23 protein-coding genes and 3 pseudogenes are annotated in these 26,420 nt (G+C 70.4%); 16 read left to right on the top strand and 10 right to left on the bottom strand.

Translation table 11 applies throughout. From position 1 onward, the window contains the following. Window positions 1-160: 160 nt before the first annotated feature. Window positions 161-1,630 (bottom strand): MDR family MFS transporter, encoded by a 1,470-nt coding sequence (locus ACGFR7_RS03075; protein WP_393312304.1) that lies wholly within the window; start codon window positions 1,628-1,630, stop codon window positions 161-163. A 475-nt stretch (window positions 1,631-2,105) separates the two neighbouring features. Between ACGFR7_RS03075 and ACGFR7_RS03070 the strand changes: the two genes are divergently transcribed. From ACGFR7_RS03070 to ACGFR7_RS03040, 7 genes and pseudogenes are all read left to right on the top strand, one after another. Next, entirely contained in the window at window positions 2,106-2,432 is a 327-nt protein-coding gene (locus tag ACGFR7_RS03070; protein WP_393312302.1) for a lipocalin-like domain-containing protein, read from the top strand. 163 nt (window positions 2,433-2,595) lie between these two features. Then, window positions 2,596-3,468 carry a fumarylacetoacetate hydrolase family protein gene (locus ACGFR7_RS03065; protein WP_393312300.1) on the top strand — a complete coding sequence of 291 codons (873 nt, stop codon included), beginning with the start codon at window positions 2,596-2,598 and terminating at the stop codon, window positions 3,466-3,468. A 111-nt stretch (window positions 3,469-3,579) separates the two neighbouring features. Then, window positions 3,580-4,500, top strand: a complete 921-nt coding sequence (locus ACGFR7_RS03060) for a VOC family protein (protein ID WP_393312298.1) — start codon at window positions 3,580-3,582, stop codon at window positions 4,498-4,500. 28 nt (window positions 4,501-4,528) lie between these two features. Next, entirely contained in the window at window positions 4,529-6,349 is a 1,821-nt protein-coding gene (locus tag ACGFR7_RS03055; protein ID WP_393312296.1) for a bifunctional 3-(3-hydroxy-phenyl)propionate/3-hydroxycinnamic acid hydroxylase, read from the top strand. A gap of 164 nt (window positions 6,350-6,513) precedes the next feature. Next, window positions 6,514-7,800: a PucR family transcriptional regulator gene (locus ACGFR7_RS03050; protein ID WP_393312294.1), complete on the top strand. Its 1,287-nt coding sequence runs from the start codon at window positions 6,514-6,516 to the stop codon at window positions 7,798-7,800. An 84-nt stretch (window positions 7,801-7,884) separates the two neighbouring features. Further along, a pseudogene (locus tag ACGFR7_RS03045) lies at window positions 7,885-7,974 on the top strand (AMP-binding protein); the annotation flags it as partial. Window positions 7,975-8,015: 41 nt separating this feature from the next. Continuing rightward, window positions 8,016-8,612, top strand: coding sequence for a hypothetical protein (locus tag ACGFR7_RS03040; protein ID WP_393312292.1), 597 nt, complete (start codon window positions 8,016-8,018; stop codon window positions 8,610-8,612). Between the two features lie 118 nt (window positions 8,613-8,730). Here ACGFR7_RS03040 and ACGFR7_RS03035 read toward each other — a convergent pair whose 3' ends face one another. The 3 genes from ACGFR7_RS03035 to ACGFR7_RS03025 all read right to left on the bottom strand — a co-directional run bounded on the left by ACGFR7_RS03035 (window position 8,731) and on the right by ACGFR7_RS03025 (window position 12,792). After that, window positions 8,731-10,710, bottom strand: coding sequence for a glycoside hydrolase family 5 protein (locus tag ACGFR7_RS03035; RefSeq protein ID WP_393312290.1), 1,980 nt, complete (start codon window positions 10,708-10,710; stop codon window positions 8,731-8,733). 151 nt (window positions 10,711-10,861) lie between these two features. Beyond that, window positions 10,862-12,382 carry an FAD-dependent monooxygenase gene (locus ACGFR7_RS03030; RefSeq protein WP_393312288.1) on the bottom strand — a complete coding sequence of 507 codons (1,521 nt, stop codon included), beginning with the start codon at window positions 12,380-12,382 and terminating at the stop codon, window positions 10,862-10,864. After that, window positions 12,379-12,792: a hypothetical protein gene (locus ACGFR7_RS03025; protein WP_393312286.1), complete on the bottom strand. Its 414-nt coding sequence runs from the start codon at window positions 12,790-12,792 to the stop codon at window positions 12,379-12,381. Before ACGFR7_RS03025 ends, ACGFR7_RS03030 begins: the two co-directional genes overlap by 4 nt. A gap of 107 nt (window positions 12,793-12,899) precedes the next feature. Here ACGFR7_RS03025 and ACGFR7_RS03020 point away from each other — a divergent pair, with 107 nt between their 5' ends. Next, window positions 12,900-13,409 (top strand): MarR family winged helix-turn-helix transcriptional regulator, encoded by a 510-nt coding sequence (locus ACGFR7_RS03020; protein ID WP_393312284.1) that lies wholly within the window; start codon window positions 12,900-12,902, stop codon window positions 13,407-13,409. Between the two features lie 46 nt (window positions 13,410-13,455). Here ACGFR7_RS03020 and ACGFR7_RS03015 read toward each other — a convergent pair whose 3' ends face one another. Continuing rightward, a complete protein-coding gene (locus tag ACGFR7_RS03015; RefSeq protein ID WP_393312282.1) occupies window positions 13,456-13,968 on the bottom strand; it encodes a hypothetical protein in 513 nt (170 codons plus the stop codon). A 466-nt stretch (window positions 13,969-14,434) separates the two neighbouring features. On the opposite strand from ACGFR7_RS03015, the gene ACGFR7_RS03010 reads away from it, so the two are divergent. After that, the gene (locus ACGFR7_RS03010; RefSeq protein ID WP_393312280.1) at window positions 14,435-16,255 is read left to right on the top strand and encodes a TIGR03767 family metallophosphoesterase; all 1,821 of its coding nucleotides are present in this window, start codon (window positions 14,435-14,437) and stop codon (window positions 16,253-16,255) included. A 184-nt stretch (window positions 16,256-16,439) separates the two neighbouring features. On the opposite strand, the gene ACGFR7_RS03005 is transcribed toward ACGFR7_RS03010, so the two are convergent. Then, the gene (locus ACGFR7_RS03005; RefSeq protein WP_393312278.1) at window positions 16,440-16,643 is read right to left on the bottom strand and encodes a hypothetical protein; all 204 of its coding nucleotides are present in this window, start codon (window positions 16,641-16,643) and stop codon (window positions 16,440-16,442) included. Between the two features lie 126 nt (window positions 16,644-16,769). Here ACGFR7_RS03005 and ACGFR7_RS03000 point away from each other — a divergent pair, with 126 nt between their 5' ends. From ACGFR7_RS03000 to ACGFR7_RS02985, 4 genes and pseudogenes are all read left to right on the top strand, one after another. Continuing rightward, entirely contained in the window at window positions 16,770-17,009 is a 240-nt protein-coding gene (locus tag ACGFR7_RS03000) for a hypothetical protein (protein ID WP_393312276.1), read from the top strand. Window positions 17,010-17,050: 41 nt separating this feature from the next. Beyond that, window positions 17,051-18,658 carry a D-alanyl-D-alanine carboxypeptidase/D-alanyl-D-alanine-endopeptidase gene (gene dacB / locus ACGFR7_RS02995; RefSeq protein ID WP_393312274.1) on the top strand — a complete coding sequence of 536 codons (1,608 nt, stop codon included), beginning with the start codon at window positions 17,051-17,053 and terminating at the stop codon, window positions 18,656-18,658. Window positions 18,659-18,759: 101 nt separating this feature from the next. Continuing rightward, window positions 18,760-19,206, top strand: a complete 447-nt coding sequence (locus tag ACGFR7_RS02990) for an RrF2 family transcriptional regulator (RefSeq protein ID WP_393312272.1) — start codon at window positions 18,760-18,762, stop codon at window positions 19,204-19,206. 250 nt (window positions 19,207-19,456) lie between these two features. Beyond that, window positions 19,457-20,723 (top strand): annotated as a pseudogene (locus tag ACGFR7_RS02985) (globin domain-containing protein). Between the two features lie 82 nt (window positions 20,724-20,805). Here ACGFR7_RS02985 and ACGFR7_RS02980 read toward each other — a convergent pair. Continuing rightward, window positions 20,806-21,240 (bottom strand): hypothetical protein, encoded by a 435-nt coding sequence (locus tag ACGFR7_RS02980; RefSeq protein ID WP_393312270.1) that lies wholly within the window; start codon window positions 21,238-21,240, stop codon window positions 20,806-20,808. A gap of 187 nt (window positions 21,241-21,427) precedes the next feature. On the opposite strand from ACGFR7_RS02980, the gene ACGFR7_RS02975 reads away from it, so the two are divergent. Together ACGFR7_RS02975 and ACGFR7_RS02970 are read left to right on the top strand one after the other, a co-directional pair. Beyond that, entirely contained in the window at window positions 21,428-21,856 is a 429-nt protein-coding gene (locus ACGFR7_RS02975) for a DUF6086 family protein (RefSeq protein WP_393312268.1), read from the top strand. 230 nt (window positions 21,857-22,086) lie between these two features. Then, complete coding sequence (locus ACGFR7_RS02970) at window positions 22,087-22,755, top strand: antibiotic biosynthesis monooxygenase (RefSeq protein WP_393312266.1); 669 nt, start codon at window positions 22,087-22,089, stop codon at window positions 22,753-22,755. A gap of 145 nt (window positions 22,756-22,900) precedes the next feature. On the opposite strand, the gene ACGFR7_RS02965 is transcribed toward ACGFR7_RS02970, so the two are convergent. Both ACGFR7_RS02965 and ACGFR7_RS02960 read right to left on the bottom strand, forming a co-directional pair. After that, window positions 22,901-23,344 (bottom strand): protein phosphatase, encoded by a 444-nt coding sequence (locus ACGFR7_RS02965; protein ID WP_393312264.1) that lies wholly within the window; start codon window positions 23,342-23,344, stop codon window positions 22,901-22,903. A 259-nt stretch (window positions 23,345-23,603) separates the two neighbouring features. Beyond that, window positions 23,604-24,384 (bottom strand): annotated as a pseudogene (locus tag ACGFR7_RS02960) (PhzF family phenazine biosynthesis protein). Between ACGFR7_RS02960 and ACGFR7_RS02955 the strand changes: the two are divergent. Then, complete coding sequence (locus tag ACGFR7_RS02955) at window positions 24,358-24,996, top strand: LysR family transcriptional regulator substrate-binding protein (protein ID WP_393312262.1); 639 nt, start codon at window positions 24,358-24,360, stop codon at window positions 24,994-24,996. The pseudogene ACGFR7_RS02960 and the gene ACGFR7_RS02955 sit on opposite strands and share 27 nt — an antisense overlap. Before the next feature lie 723 nt (window positions 24,997-25,719). Here ACGFR7_RS02955 and ACGFR7_RS02950 read toward each other — a convergent pair. Beyond that, window positions 25,720-26,349, bottom strand: coding sequence for a chloramphenicol phosphotransferase CPT family protein (locus tag ACGFR7_RS02950; protein WP_393312260.1), 630 nt, complete (start codon window positions 26,347-26,349; stop codon window positions 25,720-25,722). Between the last annotated feature and the right edge of the window lie 71 nt (window positions 26,350-26,420).

Genomic DNA, 26,420 nt, shown 5'->3' with positions numbered 1-26,420 from the left:
GGCCCGGCGCAGGGCCTTCGCGCTCTCGGGGTGAGTCGGGGTGAGTCGGGGTGAGTCGGGGTGAGTCGGGGCGTCTTCCCGGGGGTGCGGGCGCCGGGGGCCGGTCGGCGGCAGGGACCGCGCAATGCTTACGGGGAAGGCAGTCCGCTCCGACCGGCCCTCATGATCCGGTGGGCTGGTCCGCGAGGTCGCCGTCCTGGGCGCCGGCGGCAGCGATCCGGCGCGGCAGTTTCGCGGCCACTACGATCGTCACCACGCTGAGAGCGGCGGCGACGCCAAAGGCCAGCTTCATCCCGCTCAGCTCTGCCGGCACTGCGGCGACGCCGTCGGCGACCAGGTGACCGGTGCGCGCGGACATCACGGTCACCACAAGTGCGGTCCCGAACGCCGCGGCGACCTGCTGCAACGTCCCGAGCATCGAGCTGCCGTGGGAGTACAGGTGCGGGGGAAGCGCTCCCATACCGAGCGTGAAGACGGGGGTGAACGTCGCCGCCAGGCTCACCATCAGCAGCGCGTGCAGTCCCAGCACCTGCCAGTACGGCATCGTCATCGAGACCTGGGTGAAACCGCAGAGGGTGAGCACCATCCCGATCGAGCCGGGCAGCACCAGCGGCCGGCTGCCGAACCGGTCGAACAGCTTCCCCACGGTCGGTCCGAGCAGTCCCATGGCCAGGCCGCCCGGCATGACCAGCAAGCCGGTCTCCAGCGGGCTGAGCCCGCGTACGTTCTGCAGGTACAGCGGCAGAAGGATCATCGACCCGAGCATCGCCAGGAAACCGATGGAGATGAGAGCCAGGGAAAGGGTATAGGTGCGGTGCCCGAGGGTTCGCAGGTCCATCAGAGGCGTGCCGGTGCGTTGCAGCTTGAGCTGTCGGATCACGAAAACGGCGATTGCCGCGACGCCGGCGATGACGATGCCGATGCCGAGCCCGAACCTGCCGCCGGTTTCGCCGAGGAGGCTCAGGCCGTACACCAGGCCGCCGAAGCCGAGCGCCGCCACGGAGACACTGAGCCAGTCGATGGCGCTCACCTGCGGCTCACTGATGTTCTCCACCTTGCGCAGCCCGAACAGGGTCACCAGAGCCGCGATCGGCAGAACGACCACGAACAGCATCCGCCAGGAGCCGGCCTGCAGGATCAGCCCGGACACGGCAGGTCCGAGCGCGGGCGCGACCGAGATCGCCAGGGTGACGTTGCCCATCACCCGGCCGCGGTCCTGCTCGGGCACCACCATCATCAACGTGGTCATCAGCAGGGGCATCATCACGGCCGTACCTGCAGCCTGTACGACTCGCCCCAGCAGCAGCACCTCGAAGGAGGGCGCGACGGCTGACAGAGCGGTGCCCGCGAGGAACACTCCCATCGCGATGGCGTAAGCCTGGCGGGTGGTGACCCGCTGCAGGAACCAGCCGGTGATCGGAATCACGGCGGCCATGGTCAGCATGAACGCCGTGGAGACCCACTGCGCCGACTGCTGGGTGATGTGCAACGACTCCATCAACCGCGGGATGGCGTTGATCAGGATCGTCTCGTTCAGGATCACCACGAATGTGGCCAGCACCAGCAGCCGCACCACGGTGGGTATGCGGCCCGCCTGTACGGCCGGTCGTTCTTGGATCGCAGCTGTCATGGCAGCACCTCGCTGGGGGTTCCTGGGCACAGTCGCCTCGCAGCCAAGGGCTGTCGGCACGAACGTGGGTGGTGGGTGGTGATTGTAAAAAGAGACCGGCATGCCGGGTAAGACTCATCGGTCGGGGCGAGTGTTTCGCATCTTCGCACCGATCTCACCCGAATTTTCGCCCGCTCACGAAGGCATCCGAGCGGCGCCGGACCTGGCATGCCCGGACCTGGACGGGGCCGGCAGAGCAGTACGCCCCACAGCATTACCGGCCCCGGCGGCGCCGCGAAGCGGCCACTGAGCGCAAACGCGGACCCGCTCTTTGGGCTCGCAGGCCGAGGCGGGCGGGTGGGCGCCGCGGTTGCCTGAGGAGGTGGGCGGCTGCTGTCACCCGCGGTCGGTCGGGCCGGGTGCTGCTTTGTGGTGCCCCTGTGCGCTCGGTCCGGCCGGACCTGTCCGGAACCAAACCTGTGAGGCGTATGTGGACGTGGACGTAGACGTGGACGTGGACGTGGACGAGATCATCGGCGGTTGGAGTCTGGTGCACTGCTCGGTCGAGCGGGCCGGAAAGGAGACCCGGCCGCTGGGCGACCGGCCCGGCGGGATGCTGCTGTACACCCGCGGCGGCTGGATGAGCGCACTGCTGACGAGCGACCCGGCGATCGCCGGCCGGCCCTCGGCGCAGCCGGCAGCCGTCACCGAGGCGGGGGACCTGCAGCGGGGCGTCCGCAGCGAGCCTGACGAGCTGGTGCTGACAGCCGCCGCGCACGACGGAGCCCGCCAGCACCTGCGGTGGCGCAGGGGGCGGGGCTGACTCCGCAGCCGAAGCGGGCCGTTCCTCTCCGTACCGCCGCTGCGTCCCGCAGCGCTCGGCTTCCCCTTTCTCCTCGCTCCCCTTTCCTCGCTCTTCCCTCTCCTCGCTCTTCCCTTTCTTCTCCCTCCCCCTTTCCCTTCTTCCTTCCTGGAGGTGGTGCGCCATGCGCACAGCACATCTCGGCAACCGTCTGGTACTCGTTCACGAGGACGGGGTGGTCGATGTCGAGAAGGCCAGTGACGGTCGTTTCCCGTCCGACCCGCAGGCCGTCTTCGACCGCTGGGAGGAGTTCACCGTCTGGGCGCGGACGCCCGCCGCGCAGGAAGCCGAGCGGATGCCGCTGGAGGAGCGCCGGCTCGGCGCCCCCGTCCCCCGCCCGCGCCAGGTGTTCGCGGTCGCGCTGAACTACGCCGACCACATCGAGGAGTCCGCCCTCGACACCCCCGCTCAGCCGGCCGTCTTCACCAAGTACCCGACCTCACTGGCCGGTCCGTACGACACGGTGGAGCTGCCCAGCGCGATGGTGGACTGGGAGGTCGAGCTGGTCGCGGTCATCGGCCTCCGTGGCCATCGGGTACGCGCGGAGGACGCCTGGAAGCATGTCGCCGGTCTCACCGTGGGGCAGGATCTCTCGGAACGCCGTATCCAACTCCAGGGTCCGGCACCGCAGTTCACGCTCGGCAAGTCGTTCCCGGGGTTCAGTCCGACCGGTCCGGTCATGGTCACGCCCGACGAGTTCACCGACCCCGATGACCTGGCGCTCGGCTGTGCCGTCGACGGCGAGACGATGCAGGAGTCCCGCACCGGCCGGATGGTCTTCCCGGTCGCCCAGCAGATCGCGTGGCTCTCCGCCGTCTGCCCGCTGCTGCCCGGTGACCTGGTCTTCACCGGCACCCCGGCCGGTGTGGGAGGCGCCCGCACTCCGCGGCGCTTCCTGGCCCCCGGCGAGGAACTGCACAGCTGGATCGACGGCATCGGTGCGCTCCGCAACCGGCTGGTCGTCGGCGCGGACCACCCCGACGGCCCCGGCGCCTGACCGGGCACCTGACCGGGCACCTGACCGGGCACCTGACCGAGCACCTGACCCGGCATCCCTGTCTCTCCCCTGCTTCATCCCTGTCTCTCCCCATGCTTTCAAGGAGCCGTCATGCCCTTGCACCGCCTCGCCCGGATCACCATGGGTGTGCCCCATGTGGATGCCACGCACGACTACTACGCCGACTTCGGACTCACCGCCCTGGGCCGCGGACGCTTCGCCTCGGCCGACGGCGGCGAACAGCTGAAGATCGTGCACGCCGCCAGGCGCCGGCTGGACGAGCTGGTCGTCGCCGCCGATGACGCCGACGACCTCGGGCGGATCGGCGCCGCCCTGGACCGCCTGGAGATGCCGTACGTCCACGACGGGCGCTGCCTGCGCGCGGTCGATCCCGGCACGGAGGTGACCGTCACCGTCGAGGTACAGCCCCGTCTCGTGCAGCCGGCCGCCGAGCCGGTGCCCTGCAACGGGCCCGGCCGAGCCGAGCGGACCGACGGCCGGGCACCGGCCATCCTGCGCGAGGGCACCGTCCGGCCGCGCCGCCTGGGGCACGTGGTGCTGGGGTCGACCGACCAGGCGGCCTCGCAGCGGTTCTTCACCGACGGCCTGGGCTTCAAGGTCAGCGATCTGGTCCCGGGCGCCGCCTTCCTACGGTGCTCCACCGACCACCACAACGTGCTGGTGCAGCAGGCCCCGATCTCCTTCCTGCACCACTCCTCCTGGCAGGTCGACGACGTCGACGAGGTCGGGCGCGGGGCGACCCGCATGCTGGAGAGCCACCCCGAACGCCATGTCTGGGGTCTGGGCCGCCACCACGTCGGTTCGAACTTCTTCTGGTACCTCAAGGACCCGGCCGGCAACTTCTCCGAGTACTTCGCCGACATGGACTGCATCGTCGACGACCAGCTGTGGACGCCCCGGGTGTGGGAGGACGCCCGCTCGCTCTACAGCTGGGGCCCGCCGGTCCCGCCCTCCTTCCTTGCGCCCGAGGACCTTGCCGCGCTGATGACCGGCGCCCATGACGCGAGCTGACGACCCGTACGGCAGGAGGACACACACCATGCACCACAACCACACGGACACCGCAGCGGGTGGCACGCCGGACACGGCCGACGGCCCGGTCCCGGTTGCCGGCCCCGTCCCGGTATCCGGCCCCGTGACGGTTGCCGGCCCCGTACCGGTATCCGGCCCTGCCCCAGTTGCCGACGCCGTCCCGGCCGCCGACGCCGTCCGCGCGGGCGGCGATGAGACGTATGACGTGCTGGTCGTCGGCGCCGGGCCCGTCGGGCTCACCACCGCGATACAGCTCGGGGCCCGGGGGTGGCGGGTGGGCGTCGTCGAACGCTGGCCACAGCCGTATCCGCTGCCGCGGGCGGTGGTCTTCGACCACGAGGTGGCCCGCATCCTGGCCTCGCTGGGCCTGGCGGACGCGCTGCCCACGTTCAGCGAGCCGGCCGCGGACTACGAATGGCGCAACGGCGACGGCGAGACCCTGTTGCGGCTGGCGTTCGAGGACACCGGCGCCTCCGGCTGGCCGGCGATGAACCTCTTCACCCAGCCGCAGTTGGAGGCCGCCCTGGAGGCGCAGGCCCACAGCACCGCGGGGGTCGACGTGCTACGTGGCTGGGAGACCACGGACCTCGCCGAGGACACGGACGGCGTCTCGCTGACCGTCGCCGGGAGTGCCGGGGACGAACCGCTGCTCCGCGACGGTGTGCGCAGGCACCGCACGCTGCGTGCGCAGTACGTCGTCGGCTGCGACGGCGCCAACAGCTTCGTCCGCTCCCGGATGACGACCACGATGACCGACCGCGGCTTCCAGCACGACTGGCTGGTCCTGGACGTCCTCCCGCACGACCCGGACCGTGTTTTCGCCCCGCGCAACCTCCAGGTGTGCGACCCCCACCGGCCCACCACCGCCGTGTCCGGTGGTCCGGGCCGGCGCCGTTGGGAGTTCATGCTGCTGCCCGGTGAGTCGGCCGCGGAGTTCGGCAGCGCGGAGAACGCCTGGCGGCTGCTGGCCGGCTGGGACCTGCACCCGGGCAACGCGACCCTGGAGCGGCGCACCGTCTACACCTTCCGCGCCCGCTGGGCCGAGAACTGGCGCCAGAGCCGTCTGCTGCTGGCCGGTGACGCCGCCCACCAGATGCCGCCGTTCGCCGGACAGGGCATGTGCTCGGGCATCCGCGACGCCGCCAACCTCACCTGGAAACTGGACCTCGTGCTCCGCGGCGAAGCCGGCGCGCCCCTGCTGGACACCTACACCGCGGAACGCTCCCAGCACCTGCGGCACGCCATCGACCTCTCCGTCTTCCTGGGCGGCATCATCTGCGAACCCGACCCCGCAGCCGCCCTCCTGCGCGACGCGCGGATGCTCGCCGACCGGCGGGCGGGCCGCGACCCGCTGGCGGACATGCCCCCGCAGGTCCTCACCGGAGGACTGCTGCGTCAGGGCACGGACGGCGGGCCGCAGGCCCCGGCGGGACAGCTCGGCGGCCAGGGCCGGGTGCGCTTCCGCGGCCGCACCGGGCTCTTCGACCAGGTCATCGGCACCGGCTTCGCCCTGCTCGCCACCGAGGACCCACGGGGCGTACTCGACGACGGCACACTCGACTGGTGCGCGCGGCTCGGCGTCCGCCTCCTGCGGGTCACCGGTGACCCGGCGGCGAACGGGCCGGCCGATGTCGTCGACCTTGACGGCACCTACCGCTCCCACCTGGAACGGTGCGGCCGGCAGGCCCTGCTGCTGCGTCCGGACCACTACCTCTTCGGCGGTGCGCCCCGCATGGCGGAGGTGCCCGGCCTGGTGGCGGCGCTGCGGCAGGGGCTCGTGGCATCCCAGGAGCTCGGAGCATCCGCCGCCGTGCCGCTCGCCCGGTGAGGCAGCTCCGTCCCTCCGTCCGCAGCGGGAGGGACGGACGTTCCCCGGCAGACAGCGGGGACCGGTGATAGGGGTGGGTGGGGTGGGGTGAGCCGGAAGCGGTGGGGTGAGCCGGAAGCGGCGCGGTCACCGGCCCCGGCACCATGGACCCGAAGGAGGCGGTCATGACACGGCAATGGCTCCGGCAGCTCGCTCCGGACCGGGACCAACCGCACCACGAGCCGGCGCTGTCCCCGGCCGCAGTGACCGCCATGACCGCCGTCCTCGGCCCCGGTCCCGTCCGGTGGGCGCTGCAGACCGCCGACAGCATGGCCGCGGAGATCCTGGAGCAGGTTCCCGAACACGGCGGCGGCCCTGCGCCCCTGGCCACCCTGCGACGCTCCACCGAGTCGACGGTCCTGGCCGCCCTGCGGCTGCTGCTCACCGAGACCACCGGCGAGGACGGCGCGATGCCCGACGAAGCCCTGGAGGGCTGCCGTGAGTTCGCACGCCGGGGCGTCGGACTCGACCGGGTCCTGCGCGGGGTACGGCTCGGCCACGCCAGACTCACCCAGGAACTCACCTCGGCCGTCGAGCAGTACGTCCCGGCCGGCGAACGCCTCACCGAGTTGCGCCGGGTCACCGAGGAACTCTTCGCCCACGCCGACACCCACGCCAGCCTGATGGCCGAGTCCTACATCGCCGAACGCGACCGCTGGCGCGGCAGCGACGAAGCGGCCCGCCGCAAGACGATCGACGATCTGCTGGCCGCCCGCCCGGTGGAACCGGAAGCCGCCACCCGGCGGCTGCGCTACGACGTCACCCGTACACACCTGGCCGCCGTGCTGTGGTGCAACAGCACCGAGGACCCGCTGCCCGCGGCGGAGCGGCTGCAGCACACGGCGACCGCGCTGGCCCGCACGGTCGGCACCGGCCGGCCCCTCATGATCCCCGCCACCGGCACCGTCGCCTGGCTGTGGCTGCACGCCCCTGACGACCTCACCGGCCTCCCCGACCGCGCCCGTGCCGGGACCGACCGCGCCCCGGGAGTGCGCCTCGCCTTCGGCCCACCCGCCCACGGCACGGCAGGGATGCGCCGCAGCCACTACGGGGCACGCGAGGCGGAACGCATCGCCCGGCTCGCTCCCGGCGACTGGCTGACCGACTACCGCGAAGTGCGTCTCGTCGCCCTGGCCACCGCAGCACCGGAACACGCCCGCTGGTTCGTGCACGACCTCCTCGGCCCCCTGGCCTCCGACGGCACCCGGGTAGGGGAACTGCGCGAGACCCTGCGGGTCTACCTCGCCGAGGAACGCAGCCTGCGGGCCGCCGCCGGCATCCTGCACGTGGCCCGCAACACCGTCACCTACCGCGTCAAACGCGCGGAAGAACTCCTGCCCACGGCCATCACCACAGACCACACACTGGAACTGCGCCTCGCCCTGGAGATCGCCCGCACCCTGCTCGGCTGACGACACCTACCGGCACGGGGCGCCCGGGATCAACGCGCCGATGGCGTCCTTTCGGTCGTTGCCGGCGGCCCTTGAGGGACCGGCGACGCCTGGATCATCTTCACGTCCGGTTCCACCGGCAGGCCCAAGGGCGTCGCCGTCACCCACCGCAACGCGGCGGCCTTGGCCGACGCCCGGCCGAGGCCACACGCGTACGGCCCGGATACCGTGCAGCCATGACAGACGAAGACCCTGAAGACCCCTTTTACGTCGCCGCATGCGCCATCACCCCGCGGCTGGTGGAGCAGATCGTCGGCCTGGCGAAGCTGCCGTTGGGCGACTGGGCGGCCTCCGAGGCGGCGATGCGGCGTCTGGGCTGGTGCGAAGCCGGCGACGACTTGCCGTGGGAAGACACGTTCATCACCGCCGAGGGACACCTCGCCTATCTCGGGGACCCCCTCACCGTGTCCTTCGCCCACTTCTACTGGGTTGACGACGACGCCTGGAGCGAGGATCTGTGGGGCACGTTGCCCGGCTGGTCCAGCCAGGCGAACGCCGTACGTGAGATGTTCGACGCGCACATCGACGCCGCCGTCGCCGCGTTCACCCGACGGCTCGGTCCACCGGAGCACGACATCACGGCCGAAGGCGGCACCCTGGCCATGGGAGAAGGCAACTGGCGCCATGCCGCGTGGCGTTGCGGGGACAACCTGCTCGTCATCGGCCCCCGCCATGAAGGACTCTCCTACTTCCAGTTCGAGGAAGCCGTCGTCCACATAGGCGCGCTCGACGCGGCCGCTCCACTGCCCGCCCTCTGCGACTTCGTCTCCTGAGCATCATCCGGCGGGCCCCAGGCCCCAGGCCCCACCACCACGCTGCACAGCCGGACCGCCGCCCTGGGCAGGGGGCCGTCTGCCCCGCCACGGTCGTCGGGGCGGGGTCTCCCGGTGGTCAGGAAAGCGGCCGGCAGAGCAGGGCATCGGGACTGCCCCGGTGGCCGGGGCGGTTGGTGAAGGCGATACCTGCCGCGTAGGCGTCGGAGGGGCACTGGCCTTTGTAGTGGCCGTAGGCGAAGTCGCCGCCGGGGTCACCGGGCGGGCGGTGGTCACCACGGTCGAACCACAGGGTTTGCCCTGCGGTGCCCAGGGAGATGCGGGCGGGCATGCACAGCGCGGCGGAGACCGTCTGCCCGCGCACGCTGTATCCGGTGAGGAAGTGATCTGTGGGGCACTGCAGTTTGCGGTAGCCGGAGGCCCAGTCACCACCGGCAGGGACGTACCGCTCGTCACGTACGACCTCGGGGGTGCTGCCGGGGGTACGCAGATCCCGGGCCGAGGGGGCGTCGGTGCACAGGCCGCGGCCTTGGGTATGGCTGATCCCGATCAGCCGTTCTCCGTCGGGGCAGGCCGCCTTGCGGGCTCCGCCGTCCCAGTCGCCCAGGGTCCGGGTGCTCAGGGACTGGACGAAATCACGGTGGTCGACGGTGAGTTGGTGCCAGGCCGGCGCCGGTGGCACAGGGCCGGTCCGTTGCGGTGCCGTCAGCAGCCGGTTCCACGCCGTTGTACGCCAGTCGTTGCCGTCCAGGATTCCGCTGCGGTGCCCGTCGCGGTCGTAACGCAGCATGGCCCAGCTGTCCCCGGCAGGGCGGCCCTGCGCGTCGGTGCTCCAGCCGACGAGCGGCCAGTAGGCGAAGTCCGTGTCGTTGGCGGCGAGATAGTCCGTCAGGTTGGCGAACCAGGCTCGGGGCACGGGGTTCGACTCGCCGGAACCCATGCCGAATTCACTGACCCACAGGGGCGCGGTGAAGTGCTGTCCGGACTCGGCGGAGACGAAGAACGCCTGATCGTGCAGTACGGCGCGCAACTGGTCGCGGGGCAGGTCCTGGTAGCGGGGGTCGCTGGTCTCCCCCACGCCGGTGGCGCCGCTGTGGTGCGGGCCGGTGTAGCCGTAGAAGTGGGCCGAGTAGACGAGCTTCCCGGAGCGGACGAGGGTGTGCGAGAGCATACGGACCGGGGTGAGGGCGGGGCGGCCGTGCGGCAGACCGTCCACCGGCACCCCGGTCCAGTTGATGCCTTCGATGATGAGCAGAAGCCGGGGGTTGGCCTCGGTCTGGATCCGGTCCGCCGCCTCCTGGGCGGCGGCCTGCCAGTCGTGGTTGTCGCCCAGGCCCCAGTTGGGGTCGTCCCAGAGGTCACGGCGCACTTCGTTGTAGAGGTCCGCTCCCACGACACGGCTGTTGTTCTGGTACCGGCGGGCCAGGAAGACCCAGTCGTCGGCCCATTGACGAGTGCTCTGGCGGCTGTTCCACCGCTCGTTTCCGTCGAGCCCGCAGCACCATCGGGTGGTGTTCGTGTGGTTGTTGAGGATGACGGCGAAACCGTCCGCGGTCAGGGCTGCGACCACGGCGTCAAAGATCTGCAGCGGTGTTCTGCCACGTAGCTGCGGGTTGGCGGCGACCGCGGCATCCGGCACCGGGGCGTCGGAGTGGATCATCTCGTTGGAGAACGGCAGCCGGATGCTGTTGAGGCCCAGGGCGCGGAAGTCGTGCAGCAGCGAGGCGATGTCCACACGGTCGAGGCCGAGCGGTATGCCGTGGGAGTTCTGACCGCTGTGGTGTGCGGCGGCGTCGTTGATGTCGCCCGAACCGTTCCACGAGCCCTGCGCGCCGTCCCAGTTGCCCGACTTCAACCGGAACCGTTTGCCGTCGGCATCGACGATATAGCGGCCACTGGTGGACAGCGGCGCCGTCCATGCGGCGCTGGGTGCGTGAACGGCCGACGCACCGGCGGATGTCCGCACGGCCGACGCACCGGCGGCAGAAGCGTCCGGCCCGACAGGGGCAGCGGCCGCGCCGGAGACAGAGCTGCCCGTGAGGACGAGGGCGAGGCACAGCGCCACGGCACCGCACGCCGAGCGTAAACGAGGCTTCACGTCATCCGCCTGCTTCGTCGGGTGCCCGTCGGGTCCGCCCGGCGAGCAGCCCCGCGGCAGGCACACCGCCGGCGGGGCACCCACAAGTTACCGACGGGTGGCCGGCGGGGCCATACCTCAGCGGCCGCTTTCGGGCTCATGACTCAGGGGCTCACGGCTCACGGCTCCTGGTCGTCAAAGGCGTCGTCCAGGAGCTGAGCGCCGCGGCCACTTCATCGACATCGGGGCTGGTCCAGGCGCGGGCGATATAGCCGTCCGGGCGGATCAGCGCGGCGGACAGCCCCGACCACGGCAGGGCCCGGGCCACCTCGACCCGCGCCGAGCGAAGCGACGCGAAGACGGCGTCCGGCGTGAAGTCGGCCAGCAGGAACCGGTCGACCGCCAGCCGGCGGTGCAGGGTGCCGTCCGACAGCGCGAGGTCGGGGGCGCGGCAACCGTCCAAGGGGTGTCCCGGGACCGGAGGAGCGTAGGACAGGCCGAGTCCGGACAACCAGGCGGTCAGGTCGTCCGCGGTGTCGCCGCCCTTGGCGATCAGCGCGCTCATCAGGTCGCGCAGCGCGGCACCCGCCGGGGTGAAGGTGGTCATCAGGGCTGCCTGAGCCAGGGTGTTGCCGGCCAGCCCGGCGGCGACCGAGGCGCGCTCACTTTCGTAGCCGGCCGCTCCACTCGTGATCACGGGCGGAGCCCAGCCGTGGATCTCGGCGGCCAGTTTCCACGTCAGGTTCACGGCGTCCTGCAGGCCGACGTTCAGTCCCTGGCCGCCTGCGGGCAGATGGACATGTGCCGCGTCGCCGGCCAGAAAGACGCGGTTCGCGCGGTACGTCACGGCGCGCCGGGTCGTGTCGTTGGCCGTGGACAGCCACAGCGCGTCACGCAGTCCGTGGTCGCTGCCGGTCATCCGTCGCAGGATGGCGCGCAGTTCGTCGAGGGTCAGGGACCGCGCCTGGCGTGCGCGCACCTGGTCGGAGGTCAGTTGGGTGTCCGCGGCTTCGGTGCCGAACACGCGGTACGTACCGTCGGAGAGGCCGTACGTACCGTCGGGGAGGGGGAGGAAACTGAGCTGACCGTGCCGGTGGTCCCAGTAGTGCACCACCCCGTCCGGAGGGTCGGTCAGCGTGACATCGGCGACGAAGCCCACCATGGAGGGCGGGGTCCCCGGGAAGTCGATGCCTGCGTGCCGTCGTACGAGACTGTGCGCGCCGTCGGCGCCCACCAGATAACCGGTGCTGCGCACACCGCCGTTGACGGTCACCTCGACCCCGTCGGCATCCTGGGTGAACCCGGTGACGTCATGGCCGTACTGCACGGCTACGCCGCGCCGGCGAAGGTGGGCCGCCAGCACTCGCTCGGTGGTCGTCTGCGGGACCATCAGCACAAAGGGGTAGGGCGTATCGAGCTGCGCGTAGTCGAGCAGGTCGGGAAGTGCGGCGAAGTGCGTTTTCGGTACGGGGCGCCCCAGCGAGACCAGTACGTCGGAGAGCCGCCGGCCGTCTTCGGTGCGCAGCAGGGCAAGGACCTCCAGGGTCCGGGGGTGCATCGTGGTGGCCTTGGCGGGCTCGCTCTGTCCGGCCCTGCGCTCCAGCACCTCCACCGTCACCCCGGCGGCGTCCAGCAGAGCCGCGGTCAGCAGACCGACCGGCCCGCCTCCCGCCACCGTCACCTCGACGCTCATCGATTCCCCCGCCCGGGACGAAGCAGCCAGATCCCCGCGGCGAGACCGGTGGTGGAGGCGATATGCACCGCGAGCGCTTTCTCATTGGGTGCCCAGACACCTGTCGTGGGGCCTCCGGACCACATCGCCGCCGCAAATCCGGCACCGGCGGCCGCCATCGCGGCCCACAACGGCCGTCCGCGCCGTGGCCCGGCGAGCACGCCGATCCCGATGGCCGCCAGGCCGCCCGCAGTGATCAGGGCCTCGCGGGCCATGTGGTACTGCACATGCCCCGCGCCGTCCCGCGCCTCGGGCGCCCGATAGGTCTCATCCGTGATGTGGGTGACGGTCTGCCAGACCGACGGCAGAGCCGCCGCCATACCGGCGACGGTGACGACTTGGCCGAGCTTTTCACGCCTGGTGGGCGCCATGATTTCTCCCCTTTCGAAGCGCGGTACGCGAAAGGCGCACGCGATTCCCTTAACATGAAGATAATTAACGTTCGCCTTTTCGTCAACGCGCTGATAGGATCCGACGCGTGACCGAAAGCTCGCCCCGCGACCGCGTCGACGGCATGATCGACATCATCTCCAGTGCGCACGGCCTGGCCGACTTGGAATCCAAGGCGCTGGTGTACCGCCTACGGAGGGTGGCTCACCACATGGAGATCAAGCTCAAGCGCGAACTGGCGCGACACGGCATCGAGTTGTGGGAGCTGGAACTGCTGGCCTGTCTGCGCAGGGCACCACACCGCCGCCTCAGCGCCAAGGACCTGCTGGAACAGATGCAGCTCACCACCGGAGCCGTCACCAACCGCGTCTCACGGCTCGAGGCCAAAGGGTGGGTCAGCAGAGAGCTCGACCCCGCCGACCGCCGCAGCGTTCTCGTCACGCTCACCGAGGGCGGCCTCAACCGCGCGCTGCAGGTCTTCGCCACCAAGACCGAGGCCGAACGCACCATGCTCTCCGCGTTCACACCCGAGCAACAGCGCGAGCTCAACGGCACGCTGCGCACTTTGCTGATCAGCCTGGAGGGCCGCAACCCCTGAGACGGCACACGCCCCTGGCAATGACTCTCCCCGGGCCCAGCCGTGGTCAGGACGAGGCGCTGAGGTCGGCCGACTTCGTAGCGGGGTGCGGGCCGGCGACCTGCCGGCGTCGTACCAGGAAGCACGCGAGGGCGCCGACCGCGATCACGATGATGGGCAGTGCCAGGGTCGGCCGCATCGCGTGCACGACCCCGTGTTCCAGCGTGGAGGCCGCCATCTGCACGCGGTGGGCCAGGCCCGACGGCGTGCCCTGCGGCAGGTGGACCATCGCGCCGCTCTGCCCGACGCCGGCCTCCTGACCGCTCTCCGCGGCGTGGCGAAGGCCCTCCAGGAATGGGTTCCGGACACCGGCAGGGAGGTCCGACGCCCGCTTTGCCGCTTCGCCCCGTAGCGAGGCGGCCAGGCGGTTCTGCAGTACCGCACCGACTGCGGCGCTGCCGATCACGGTGCCGATCTGACGGAGCGCGTTCAGCACCCCGGAGGCCGCCCCGGCCATCGTCGGCTCCACTCGGTACATCGCGACCGTGACCATCGGGCCGAATACGCAGCCGATGCCCACTCCGGCCGTGATCAGGGCAGGCAGGAACTCCCACCATGTGCGGCCGACCTCGGTGGTGGGAGAACCGTCGAAGCCGGCTGGAGGAGGCAGCCCGGGAAGCCGATCGGGACGCGTAACGCGTAGCTTCGGACCGGGCCGCCGGTCATCCGGCGGGGTCAGGGTTCTCCCGGTCGTTCGTTGCGTGTCGGCGACGACGAGTGGCCTCAGCCGTCAGCCCTCCTTGACAGGACGGCGTCACCTCTTCCTCCATGGGCGGTCGCCGCGGCCCACCGCGCGTCATCCGGGCGCCACCGGGACGCTACCGGGGCGCCCTCGAGGGGGCGGACCCTACCGATGGGCAATGGGTGTGCCCAGTTCCGGGCCCGTTCAAGTTCCGGTCACGCTCGCCGCCCAGGATCTGGAATGAGACATTCCGCTTGGTGACACCGCCGTGGTCAGGTACACCGGCCACGGCACGGAGGGCCTCATGGCCGGTATTGAAACCCACACCCCCACCAACCGTCGTCGCTTCCTCCTCAGCTCCGGTGCCGCCGTCGCCGGAGCCGGTGCCGCATGGGCACTACCGAGCCGGCGCAGCAGCAGCGGGGCCCCGGGCACCGCACACGCACAGTCCCTCACCCGTACGCCGCCGGCCCGCCCCGGTGGGCGACGAGCGGCCCCGTTCGGGACCACCACCCTCGACACCACGGCCCGCCTCGTCGGCAGCGGCAGCTACCGCCGGATCACCTCCGGTCCCGGATGGCCCCTGGTCGTCCGGGGTGAGCTCACCTCCGCCGCGGCCGGACGCCAGGACCGGCGGACCGCCCTGGCATGCTTCGTCCAGTTCACCGACCTCCATGTGGCCGACGTCCAGAGCCCCTTGCGCACCGAGTACCTGCGCGTCGGATCGCCGGGATCGTGGCGGGCGCAGGAGGCTCTGTCGGTGGCCGGTGCGGTGTCGCTGGTGGAGCAGGCCAACGCGATCCGCAGGGGACCGCACACCGGACGGCCGCCGGCCTTCGTCATGTCCACGGGTGACAACATCGACAACCACTCCATGGTGGAACTGGAGTGGTTCCTGACCCTCATGAGCGGTGGCCGCATCACCCCCAACACCGGTGACCCGACGTCGTACGAGGGGGTACAGAATTCCGGCCTCGCGCTGTACTGGCATCCGGACGACGGCCTGCGCGACCAGGACAAGAGACGCGGCCTGCCACCGATCCCCGGCTACCTCGAAGCCGCGATGCGCCCGGTCGTCAGCCCCGGCCTGCGGCTTCCCTGGTACTCCACGCCCGGCAACCACGACGATCTGCCGGGCGGTTGTCTGGCCCCGCAGGACCCCGTGCTGGCGGAGTACGTCACCGGGACGCGCAAGCTGTTCTCCGTACCGGATGCCGATGTGGCCGCCTTCCGCAAGGTGCTGGACAGCGGCGATGACCCCAAGAGCAGCGTGCTCAAGGACATCCTCCGCCGTAACGCGTCCCGTGCACGCGCCGTGACCGCCGACGAGCACCGCCGGATGTTCACACCTCACGAGTACCTGCGGGCACATCTGAAACCGGCCTTCGCCGGAGCGGGGCCGGTCGGGCACGGCTACACCGACAACCACCTGGACGGTGACGGGATGTACTACTCCTTCACCATCGCCGAGGGTGTCATCGGCATCAGCATCGACACCACCTACTGCAGCGGCCACTACGAAGGGTCCCTGGGAACCGAGCAACTACGGTGGCTGGAACGGACCTTGGCCGCTCACAGCTCCCGCCATTACGACGAGGACGGACGGCTGGTGCGCAACACCGGTGCCGATGATGCGCACATCCTGGTGTTCAGCCATCACCACAGCCCGAGCATGACCCGGCGCCCCGACGCGGCCCGCTCGGAGGAGAAGCGGCACGACGGCGAAGAGGTCATCGCCTTGCTGAGCCGGTTCCCGAACGTGGTGGCATGGATCAACGGTCACAGCCACATCAACCACATCACGCCGCACGCCCACCCGACGGCCGCACGCTCCTTCTGGGAGGTCAACACCGCCTCGCACGTGGACTATCCACAGCACGCACGGCTCATCGAGCTCGTGGACAACCACGACGGGACACTGTCCCTGTTCACCACCCTCATCGAATCCGCCGCCCCGCACCGCACGGACTTCGACGACCTCTCCTCGGTCGGCCTCGCCTCGCTCTACCGCGAGCTGTCCTACAACGCTCCCGGGCTCGCCGCCGGCCTGACCGACGGCGTCCACGAAAAAATGGCGGGCACCGCGGCGGACCGCAACACCGAACTCCTCGTCCGCCGGGCGTGAGACGGGAGCCACCCCGCCGATCCCGCCGATCCTTCCGGGCCCTGCCGATCGCACCCATTCGCGCTCAGGGCTCCTCAGGGCTCCTCAGGGCTCCTCAGGGCTCCTCAGGGAATGATCTGGACACCCTCAAACAGGGTTGCTCGGTTGGGCGGAGCAGACGCGGTGGGTGCGAGCGGGATGAGCTTCACGGGTGCTCGTTCACCAGCGCGGGAAGACGTTCCAAAACGGCCCCGTTGCTGGTGCGTAGGCCGTCGTGTTGGTACTCATCAGTGAGCCAGGGCTGCAGGCCATGGATGATCCGGGCGGCGCCGAGCGACAGGCCACGGTCGAGGTGCATATCGTCGCGGTAGATGGCGGCGGCGACGGGAACGGTGTTAACGAGAACCACCAGTATCACCCCCCGTACAACAGCCGACGCAGATCGCGGTCGGCCTGACCTGCGGCCCGTAACTCACGCGCAGATACCTGGATCTGCCGGCCATCGCGCCGGTTGTCGTCGAGGGGAACTGACTTCGTGGATGCCGTCGCGCCTCTGGGTGCCGTCGCGCGTCTGGATGCCGTCGCGCGTCTGGATGCCGCCCATGCCCGGGATGCCGGGCCCGCCGCGCAGGGCCACGTCATGGTCCAGGTCGGCCCGGTCGAGGAGAACGGGCCTGACGGGCTCGACCACCCGGTGCGCTGGAGCGTCCGGGGGACCCCCGCGGACGTCTGCGGCCCCGTGGTGGCGGTGAGCAGTACCTTCAGGGGGATATAGCGGTAGATAAGCGACAGATCAACACCATCGGTGGAGTCTGCATGTCCCCCTCCGTCACCCCTCGGACCTCTCGCGGGCGCCTCGCCAGACACCTGGGCGTTCTGCTGGCCGTCGGCGTCGTCATCACCGGTCTCGTCCAGGTCGCGCCCTCCCCCACGCCCCACGCACTCGACCCGCGGATCACCTCGATCATGCGGAAGCCGGACTACCGATATGCCCGGTGGGGGTTGCTCCAGCGGAACCCGGAGACCGGCACACTGACGCAGTCCCGCAACGCCGGCGAGTTCTTCATCCCCGGGTCAACGGCCAAACTCTTCAGCGTCAGCGGCACCTGGCACACCCTCGGCGGCGACCACCGCTTCATCACACCGGTCCATGCCGTCGGGCAGCGCCACAACACGACGCTCAAGGGCAACCTGGACCTGGTCGCGCAGGGCGATCTGACCCTCGGTGGCCGGACGCGCAAGAACGGTACCGTCGCCTTCACCGCCGTCGACCACACCTACGCCAACGCTGTCCCGGGTGCCACCCTCACCCCGCAGGATCCGCTGGCCGGCATCGACCAGCTGGCCCGGCAGGTACGCCACTCGGGGATTCGCCGGGTCGACGGCGACGTGGTCATCGACGCGCGCCTGTTCCGGCCGGATCCCGTCCTCGTCCCGACCCCCACACCACTGATCATCAACGACAACGTCATCGATCTGCTGACTTCGCCCGGCGCCAGAGCAGGCGCCCCGGCCGGCCTGGACTGGCGCCCGAAGGTCGCGCCCTACCACGTCACGTCCGCCGTCCGGACCGTCGCGGCGGGCAAACCGGCCGACATCAGCGTGAGCAGTTCCGCCGACGGCACCCGGATCCGGCTGTCCGGCACCATCGCCGCCGGTTCGGCTCCCGTCCTCCGGGTGTCCGCCATCAAGGACCCGAATGCCTTTGGCCGGACCGCGCTGATCGAGGCACTGAAACGGGCCGGGGTCGAGGTCCGCGCAAAGGCCATCGGCCCCAACCCGGCCCGGCAGTTGCCGAAGTCCTACCAGGGCGTGCCCACGGTGGCCCGGTACACCTCACCCGTGTACGCCGAGTACGCCAAACTCATTCTCAAGGTGAGCCACAATCTCGGGGCGAACCTCGGGGTCTGCCTGATGGCCACCGGTACGGGAAGCAGCAACTGCGAGGACGGCTTCCCCGTACTGGCCACCTTCCTGGACCATGCGCAGGTCGAACGCAAGGCGGTGCAGCTCGCCGACGGCCGCGGCGGCAACCCTGCCGACCGGACCACACCACGCGCCCTGGCCCAGATCCTGACGTACTGGCAGCACACCTCCGAGGCGCAGCGCTTCCGCACCTCGCTACCGGTCCTGGGCGTGGACGGTACCCTGGCGGATTCCTGCCGCGGCTGCCCGTCACGCGGCAAGGTCTTCGCCAAGACCGGCACCGCGGCCGGCGGTGACGCCCTCAATGACCGGCTGGCCGTGGGCGCGGAGACGGCGGCCGGCTACCTGGAGACGCGCCGGGGCCACTTCGACGTGTTCTTCGCCGGAGTGAACGGCGCCTCGCCCCCCAGCGCCGCCGTCAACGGCGTCCTTGCCATCGGCAACGATGTGGCCGATGTCGCCGCCTATCTCCAGCAGCAGGCCTCCGGCCACCACTGAACGACGGGCCCGCCCGCCGGCCGGGACGCGGCATTCTTCTCTCACCGACCGACCCCTGAGATATTTTGGTATCTGAAATGCCACTTCTATAAAATGCAGAGGTGCGACTCACCAAGAGCACCGACATCGCCCTGCGTATCGCCATGCGCCTCGCGGTACTCGGCGATACGGACGATGCGCCCACCACCCGCGAGGTGGCGAGCGCCGTCGAAGTGCCGTACACCCATGCCGCCAAGGTGGTGAGCAAGCTCCAGCACCTCGGCGCGGTGGAGGCACGGCGCGGACGGGGCGGAGGCCTGACGCTGACAGCCGCGGGACGTACAGGTTCGCTGGGGCGGCTGGTACGCGAGCTGGAGGGGATCGATGACGTCGTGGGCTGCGAGGACGACCCACCGTGCCCGTTGCGTGGCGGCTGCCGCCTGCGCATCGCACTACGGACGGCACAGGAAGCGTTCTACGCCTCGCTCGACCCGCTCTCGATCGCCGACCTGACCGAAACCCCGACCGGACCGCTCCTGCTCAGCCTGACACCACGCCCCACGGACTGACCACGACGGCGCGGACTGACCACGACGGCGCGAACGGAACCCCGATCGCCGATCGCCCGCCCCGCACCCCTCACGCGCACCGGACCCGCCCCGCCACACCGCGCACCCCCACACCACCATCCCCCCCGCTCCGCCCAGCCCACCCACTCCCCCGCTCCGCTCCACCCGCCCGAGCGTCAAAATACGAATTTTAAATACCAGTTTTATTCTCCTCCCCTCTCTCCCTCCCCCCAAGAGTCCGGAGTTGTCGATGCTGTCGCCGAAGTCCACCGAGACCGTACGCGCCACCCTCCCCGCCGTCAGCGAAGCCCTCGGCGAGATCACGACGGTCTTCTACGAGAAGCTCTTCACCGCCCACCCCGAGTTGCTGCGCCACCTCTTCAACCGCGGCAACCAGGCCAACGGCGTGCAGCAGCAGGCTCTCGCCGGCGCCGTCGCCGCGTTCGCGCGTCATCTCCTCGATCACCCGAACGACCGGCCGGATGCCATGCTCACGCGTATCGCACACAAACACGCCTCTCTCGGGGTGCGTCCGGACCAGTACCCGATCGTGCGGGAACACCTCTTCGCGGCCATCGCCGAGGTGATCGGCGATGCGGTGACCGGCGAGGTGGTACAGGCCTGGGACGAGGTGTACTGGCTGATGGCTCATGCCCTGATCGCCACCGAGAAGCGGCTCTTGGCCGATGCGGGGGTTCCGGACGGCGGGGTGTGGCGGCCCTACCGCGTGGCCGCCCGCATCGAGGAGACCGGCGAGGTCGCGACCTTCATCCTGCGACCGTCCGATGGCGCGCCCGTTCCCCCGTCCCGCCCCGGCCAGTATGTATCCGTACAGGTGCAACTCCCGGATGGCGCACGGCAGATACGCCAGTACAGCTTGTCCGGACAGCCGGACGGCGGGCTGCAGATCTCCGTGAAGCGGGCGGTGGGCTCCAGGCGGTCCGGCGCCCCCTCCGACGACCCCGCGGGCGAGGTCTCCGGGTATCTGCACGCGCACGTCCACGGCGGCGAGACCCTGCACGTGAGCCCGCCCTTCGGTGACGTGGTGCTCGGTGACGACGGCGAGGGTCCCCTGCTCTTCGCCTCGGCGGGCATCGGCTGTACACCGATGATCGGCATGCTCTCGCACCTTGCGGCCACCGGTTCCCGACGCCGCATCATCGCCGCCCACGCCGACCGGTCACCGGCCGCCCACCCGTTCCGTACGGATCTCCACCGGCTCACCGGCAAGCTCACCGACGCGACAGCGGACCTCTGGTACGAAGAGGGCTCGCGGTTCGGGGACGGGCTCCCGAACGAGGAAGAGCGAGCGGAGCAGCAGGCCGGCGGTGCGGCGGACCCGGTGACCGTGCGCACCGGGCTGATGGACCTGACGCAGATCACCATTCCGGCCGGCACCACCGCCCATCTCTGCGGCCCCGTACCGTTCATGAACGGTCCGCGCCCAGCTCCTGGCATCCGGCGTACCTGCCTCACGCCTTCACTACGAGGTCTTCGGCCCGGATCTCGGACTCTGAGCGCCAGACCCCGCCGACCTGGTCAGACGCGCTGCGGCTGAAGCGTCGAACGATGCGCCGTTCGGCCATGGCCAGGCCGGGCTCAGAAGAGCAGTCCGACCCTTGTGTCGATCAGCTGCGGTTCACGGTCCTCTGCCACACAGCACAGCGCTTCTCGCACTGCCAGGGCTCCGAGGCGGAGGAACACCAGCTCACAGGTGTCGACATAGTGCCAGGACATGGCGCGGACGATGACCCGGGCGTTCGCCGGTGCGCCTCGGCGGGCTTCGGGGTCCCCGGTGTCCGTGCCGGACAGTTCCCGCAGCACGCCCTGGGCGAGGAAGTCTTCGAACTCCGGAGCCGGTTCGGGTGAGACGGCGCAGGCGAACTCGACGGACGGGGCTTCCGCCGCGGGCAGGGGTTCGAAGTCGAGCTCGATCCTTCCGTACGTCGGCGCACAGCCGCCGAGCGTCTGCCGGGAGTGCACCTTCACTCCCCGTACGGGACGGGCGAGTCCGAGGGCCGGTGTGGGGGTCATGTCAGGCACCGTACGGGCGGTGAGGCCGCTGTGCCGCCGAATTTCCGGGACGCTGCCGTGACCCTGGCGCGGCACCTGCACACCTGCACCAGCGTCCCGACCAGCAACCCGGCGAACATATACGGTCGCAGAACCAGCCAGGAGCGTCCGATTAAGCTGCCCCTGTGACCAGCAGCGAGGCGTCCCGGTGAGCCAGTACTACGACATGGGCAGCCAGACGCTGTGGAACCCGTCCAATGGGGTCTCTCGGCTGTTCCTGCGCCAAGTGGCCCTCCATGAAGCCGAGTTGGCTCTGCCGTCCGGCATCGGGCCGATGGATGCCGACGAATGCCAGATCGACCCCACCGACTTCACAGCGTTCGTCGACGCACTGCTGGTGCGGCACCGCAATACCGGGCATGCCGTCATGATCGCCCTGTCCGAAGGGTTCGTCGCTACGGTGCTGGTCCTCGCAGAGAGGGCCGGCATCGAGGTGGACTGGACGGCGACCGGCTGCACCACGGGCGATGGCCTGAGGGACGTTCAGGTGCCGGCTCCTCCGGCTCCGGACAAGGACCTATGGGCAGTTGCCCTGCGTCAGAAGGCGCGCGAACTCGACCGCTTCATGGTCCGCTGATCCGCGTCCACAGGACCGGTGAGCCACCAGAAACCAGGTCATGGAGTATGCCGGGGCGATCGCCCCTGTGTGGGGCACGACGGTGGTGATGATGCATGCTGCCGTCAGTTCGACTGCCGCCGCCGGTTCCGCAACACTGCTCCCTCGGCTTGACCTCAACTTTGATTGAGGACGGATGATCGGTCTCCACCCCTGGGAGGCGGCGCATGCTTTCTCGATCAGTACCCGATATGACCGATATGCCACGGTGCGATGCCGACACGATTTTGGTCAGCGAATGGATCGTGGACACACCGGAGCGGCAACAGGCAGCGGCGGAAGCGTTGCTCGGTGAGTGGCGCGAGTTGTGCACGAGGGTTCAGCCCGAGGCATTCCGGCAGCTCAGCTGTTTCGGGAGGCTGGACGGACGACTGCTTCTGAGTGTGGCGCGGTGGGCGAGCGACGAGGCCCATCTCGCCTTCATGCGTGAGCACCGAGCAGCCATGGTGGGTCGCATCGATCAAGAGGTGCCGGGCATTCAACGACCGGGTCTGATGCGCTACCGGTTGCTGCACAGCGTTCTTCCCGACGCTGCCCCGGAGTCTGCCGATGCCCTCAGCGTGCTGCGTGCCGAGGCCCGCGCGGCGGAAGCGGTCAGGAGTTGGGCGGACCGGACAGCGGTCACGCTGCGCGAAGCGGCCACCGCCATGGCAGGGCCCACGCACGTCCTGGTGAGCGCGGATGGCCTGCACGCTCTTCTCGCTGCGTGGATGGCACCTCACGACAGATGGGACCACTGGGGCCGCCACATGACGGCTGCGGGAGAGGGCATTGAGGTGCACGACCCGCAGCGCTATCACCTGCTCGGGAGCGTGTATGGGCCGCGCCATCGTGTCGTCGAGGAGCCACGAGGCCTGTGAGGTTCGGGTGAGGTCAGGGGGAGATTCGGGGCGTGGCAGATCGTCGCCGATGGCCGCTGCCGCCCCCGCCGGGGCCGGGCCGTGGCCGGGCCGTGGCCGGGCCGTGGCCGGGCCGTGGTGACGCGTCCGGCGCCGCGGGCCTCCGCTACGCGTCGTCTGCGAAGCGCAGGACGAAGCGTCGTTGCCATGGAGTTTCCACGGCGCGAGGGTGGTAGTGCCGACGGACGTAGGCCACGGCTCGGTCTGGCGGCACCCCGTCGAGAACGGCCATGCATGCCAGTGCTGTTCCCGTCCGGCCGCGGCCGCCGCCGCAGGCCACCTCGACGCGTTCGTCCGCTGCCCGGGTCAGCGCCTCCTTGAACACGAGACGAGCCTGGCGGCGATCCTTGGGAAGCCGGAAATCAGGCCAGCGCAGCCACCGGACTTCCCACTCGGCCGGTGGCGGCTGCTTGCCGAGGAGGTAGACCGCGAAGGTCGGCGCGGGCGTGGGTCCCGGGGGAACGGGGTGGCGCAGTCCCCGGCCGCGCACCAGAGCGCCCGAGGGGAAGCGTAGGACTCCTGGGTCTGACGCGCTCCAGTGCTCGGTCATACACGCACCCTATCGACCGACGAGACCGTGCGGGCCGGGCACGGGAGACGACAACTCGCCCTGCAGCGGACCGGGTTGGCAGTGGCCCGTGCGTGGGTCGGCGTTGCTCGTGGACTGGTGCGGCCAGCATGATGCGGAGAATGACAACGAACCCGTCTTCAGTGTCGCCTGCCGTGGTCCGGCTCGCGCGGTATGCGACTGCGGAGCTGAGGGAGATCGTCGGGGACGACGATGACCCTCCTCCGCCACGTCCTCGGGCTCACCGGCCCGGAGCGGGGAGCGGTACGGCCTGCCCCCTGACCCGCACCTGCGGGTCATCGGGGTGGAGGTCGACGTAGAGGTCGCTGGGCCGCCCCATGTCCTCGCCCTGCCGGATGTGCACCCGCAGCCGCTCCGTGACCGGCCCCAGGGCGCAGGTATCCGCCGAAGGCCGCGGCGGCCGCGCCGGTTGCCGGGTCTTCCACGACTCCGCCGACCGGGAAGGGGTCACGGGCGTGGAAGTCGAGGCGGCCGGGGGCCACGCGGTGGACGAGGTGCACGGTCGTCCAGCCGTGCTGCCGCATGAGGTCGCCAAGCGCGTCGAAGTCGTAGTCGAGGGCAGCCAGTCGTGCCCGGCTCCGTACTCCCAGGACGAGATGGTCGTTGCCCGCGAAGGCGACGTGCGGAGGGAGGTCGTCGTCCAGATCGTCCCTGGTCCAGCGCAGAGACCGCAGCACCGGCTCGACCTGGGGGGCGTCCTCGGCCGGGTGGGAGTGCGCCGGCACGCTGGTGAGCGTGGCCTGAGTCAGCCCGTTGACCAGGTCGGTGCCTACCCGGATCTCACCCGCGGGCGTGTCGAACAGCAGCTCGCCGGTTCCGTAGCGGGAGGCGAGGGCCACGGCCGTGGCGATCGTGGCATGTCCGCAGAAGGCGACTTCGGCGCGAGGGCTGAAGTACCGCAGGCGGTACCGGCCGGCGGCGATGTCGTGTGCCGTCACGAAGCCGCGGCCACGGCCACGGCCGGGCAGGGTGACATGGCGGGCGCGAGCATCGAGGGCCAGGTCGCCGTCGGCGCGGGTGATTCGCTGTGCGCCTCCCGGCTGCCCGCGGTGATTGCTTCCTTGCGGCACACCCACCCTCGTCTGGATGTCCAACTGCACGCCGCCGGCACGTCCACGGCCGTGGACGGACTGCGCACCGGCCGGCTGGACATCGCGCTGCTGCTGGAGCCGGAGGTCGGCGAGAGCGATCTGCTGGCCCGCAGTATCGCGGACGAACCGCTGGTGTACATGGCGGCGCCCGGTCATCCGCTGGCCGGGCGGGCAGCCGGCTGGGAGGAGTTGGCGGGGGAATGCTTCTTCGTGCACGAGGAGGGATGCTCGTACAGCGACCGGCTCGTCCGCACACTGCTGGGCCTGCCCGGGGCCCGTCCCCGGATCACCCGGTTCGGCAGCATCGATGCCGCCCGGTCGTGTGTCGCGGCCGGTCTCGGTCTGACGCTTCTGCCCCGTGTCACCGTCGAACGTCACCTTCAGGAAGGTCAGTTGGCGGTGGTGGACGGCCCGAAGGCGCAGCCGGTGCCCGTTCAGCTCGTCCGGCACCGCAGACGGTGGTTCGCGCCGGCAGCGCAGATCGTGGCCGAGGAGCTGACGCGCACCTTCGCGGAAGCGTGAAGCCCTGGCGGACCGGCAGAGGCGACCGGCAGCGCCGCTTCTCGCCACCACCTCTCCCCCGTCTGCTCAGGAGACCCACGAGAGTTCGGTTTTGTCCTTCGTCCGCGTGGACGCCCGGCGCGTCGTTTGGACAGGCCCCGGGCCTCCGACACCGTGAGGGCGTGCGCCCTCTACTCCTTCGCCTCGCCGCAGCTGCTGCCGTCCTCCTGGCCACCAGCAGCTGCGTGTCCCTTCCGGCCGGCCCGTTGCACGGTCCCGGTCGGGCACCGGACGGACGCACGGTCGCCCCGGCCCGGCCGTCCCCGTTGGTGCTGCCCACGCGGGGACCGTCGCATGAGCGGGTGGTGGATGTTGCGTCCGTGAGGCGGAAGGCGAAACGGCACTCGAAGATACACAGGCGAGATGACGCCACTCCAAGGCATACGGTGCCGGGGAACCGGCGGCAACGGGCCGTGGGACGGACACTGCCCGGCCCCGCTCACGCCGCGCCGCCGAGGTCACGTCCTGAGCCGGTACGGGTGGTGCCCCGGCAGCGGCGCCACACGGCCCCTGCCCCGGCCCCTGCTCCGCGAGAGCTCCCACGGGCCCCGCGGCCTCGGCCGACGATGGACGCCGGAGTGATGTGCCGGATGGCGTCCGGCCACGTCCGTTCGGATCTTCTGCGGTTGTGTCACCGGACGTACGGACGCTGAGGCGGACCGTGCGCCCGTGCGCCCGTCCGGGTCAGCCGGCGGCCGGCAGCTCGGGGCGGAGCTTCGCCCTGAGCTGTTCAAAGGCGGTGGGGAGCGGTCGCCGTGGCAGGAAATCCCTGATCCGCCGCGCACACTCCTCGGCGTCGGCCGTGGCGGTATCGCACTCGATGTCGTACAGCCCGTGAGCATGGACCTGCTCCCCCTGACGGGCCGCGAGGCCCACCGGACGGTCGCCTCGCCGGATCTCACGACGCTCCAGTTCCTGGAGCGGACAGTGCACACCGACCAGGACGACGTCCCGGGGCCTCAACACTTCGAGGCAGTCCAGCAGACGCCATGGCTCGCTCAGCACATGGTCCACCACCACGTTGTTGCCGCCCGCAGCCATACCGGCGACCGCACGGTGGAAGCCCCGCCATGTGCGATGGAGGACGACAGGCAACTCTTCCGGGGACAGTTCGTTACGAGAGCGCATGGCGTGGAAGGCGTCCACGGGCAGATGGAGGTACGGCTCGTCCAGGGCCAGAAGCAGCTCCTTGGCAATACTCGACTTGCCGGAACTCGATGTGCCGTTCAGGAAGATGATGCGCCCGTGAGGAGAGCTGTCCGCACCCTCGTGAGGTATAGCCGACTCGGCCGGCTTTCCGGGTCCTTGGGACATCTCGGCTCCTTCGTTTCGCACCACCCGGCGTCTGCACTCCCCGGGGGCGGCGTCCGCGCACCATTCTCACC

It is taken from the genome of Streptomyces sp. NPDC048516, assembly GCF_043199875.1.
Lineage (GTDB): Bacteria > Actinomycetota > Actinomycetes > Streptomycetales > Streptomycetaceae > Streptomyces.
Note: the sequence above shows the minus strand (reverse complement) of the source record. Positions and strands in the feature narration are given on the sequence as shown.

Excerpts from the sequence above, each read along its gene's own strand:
- ACGFR7_RS03075 (WP_393312304.1), bottom strand. The coding sequence starts at position 1,630 with ATGACAGCTGCGATCCAAGAACGACCGGCCGTACAGGCGGGCCGCATA.
- ACGFR7_RS03065 (WP_393312300.1), top strand. The coding sequence starts at position 2,596 with ATGCGCACAGCACATCTCGGCAACCGTCTGGTACTCGTTCACGAGGAC.
- ACGFR7_RS03060 (WP_393312298.1), top strand. The coding sequence starts at position 3,580 with ATGCCCTTGCACCGCCTCGCCCGGATCACCATGGGTGTGCCCCATGTG.
- ACGFR7_RS03055 (WP_393312296.1), top strand. The coding sequence starts at position 4,529 with ATGCACCACAACCACACGGACACCGCAGCGGGTGGCACGCCGGACACG.
- ACGFR7_RS03050 (WP_393312294.1), top strand. The coding sequence starts at position 6,514 with ATGACACGGCAATGGCTCCGGCAGCTCGCTCCGGACCGGGACCAACCG.
- ACGFR7_RS03040 (WP_393312292.1), top strand. The coding sequence starts at position 8,016 with ATGACAGACGAAGACCCTGAAGACCCCTTTTACGTCGCCGCATGCGCC.
- ACGFR7_RS03030 (WP_393312288.1), bottom strand. The coding sequence starts at position 12,382 with ATGAGCGTCGAGGTGACGGTGGCGGGAGGCGGGCCGGTCGGTCTGCTG.
- ACGFR7_RS03025 (WP_393312286.1), bottom strand. The coding sequence starts at position 12,792 with ATGGCGCCCACCAGGCGTGAAAAGCTCGGCCAAGTCGTCACCGTCGCC.
- ACGFR7_RS03010 (WP_393312280.1), top strand. The coding sequence starts at position 14,435 with ATGGCCGGTATTGAAACCCACACCCCCACCAACCGTCGTCGCTTCCTC.
- dacB (WP_393312274.1), top strand. The coding sequence starts at position 17,051 with ATGTCCCCCTCCGTCACCCCTCGGACCTCTCGCGGGCGCCTCGCCAGA.
- ACGFR7_RS02980 (WP_393312270.1), bottom strand. The coding sequence starts at position 21,240 with ATGACCCCCACACCGGCCCTCGGACTCGCCCGTCCCGTACGGGGAGTG.
- ACGFR7_RS02970 (WP_393312266.1), top strand. The coding sequence starts at position 22,087 with ATGACCGATATGCCACGGTGCGATGCCGACACGATTTTGGTCAGCGAA.
- ACGFR7_RS02965 (WP_393312264.1), bottom strand. The coding sequence starts at position 23,344 with ATGACCGAGCACTGGAGCGCGTCAGACCCAGGAGTCCTACGCTTCCCC.
- ACGFR7_RS02955 (WP_393312262.1), top strand. The coding sequence starts at position 24,358 with ATGGCGGGCGCGAGCATCGAGGGCCAGGTCGCCGTCGGCGCGGGTGAT.
- ACGFR7_RS02950 (WP_393312260.1), bottom strand. The coding sequence starts at position 26,349 with ATGTCCCAAGGACCCGGAAAGCCGGCCGAGTCGGCTATACCTCACGAG.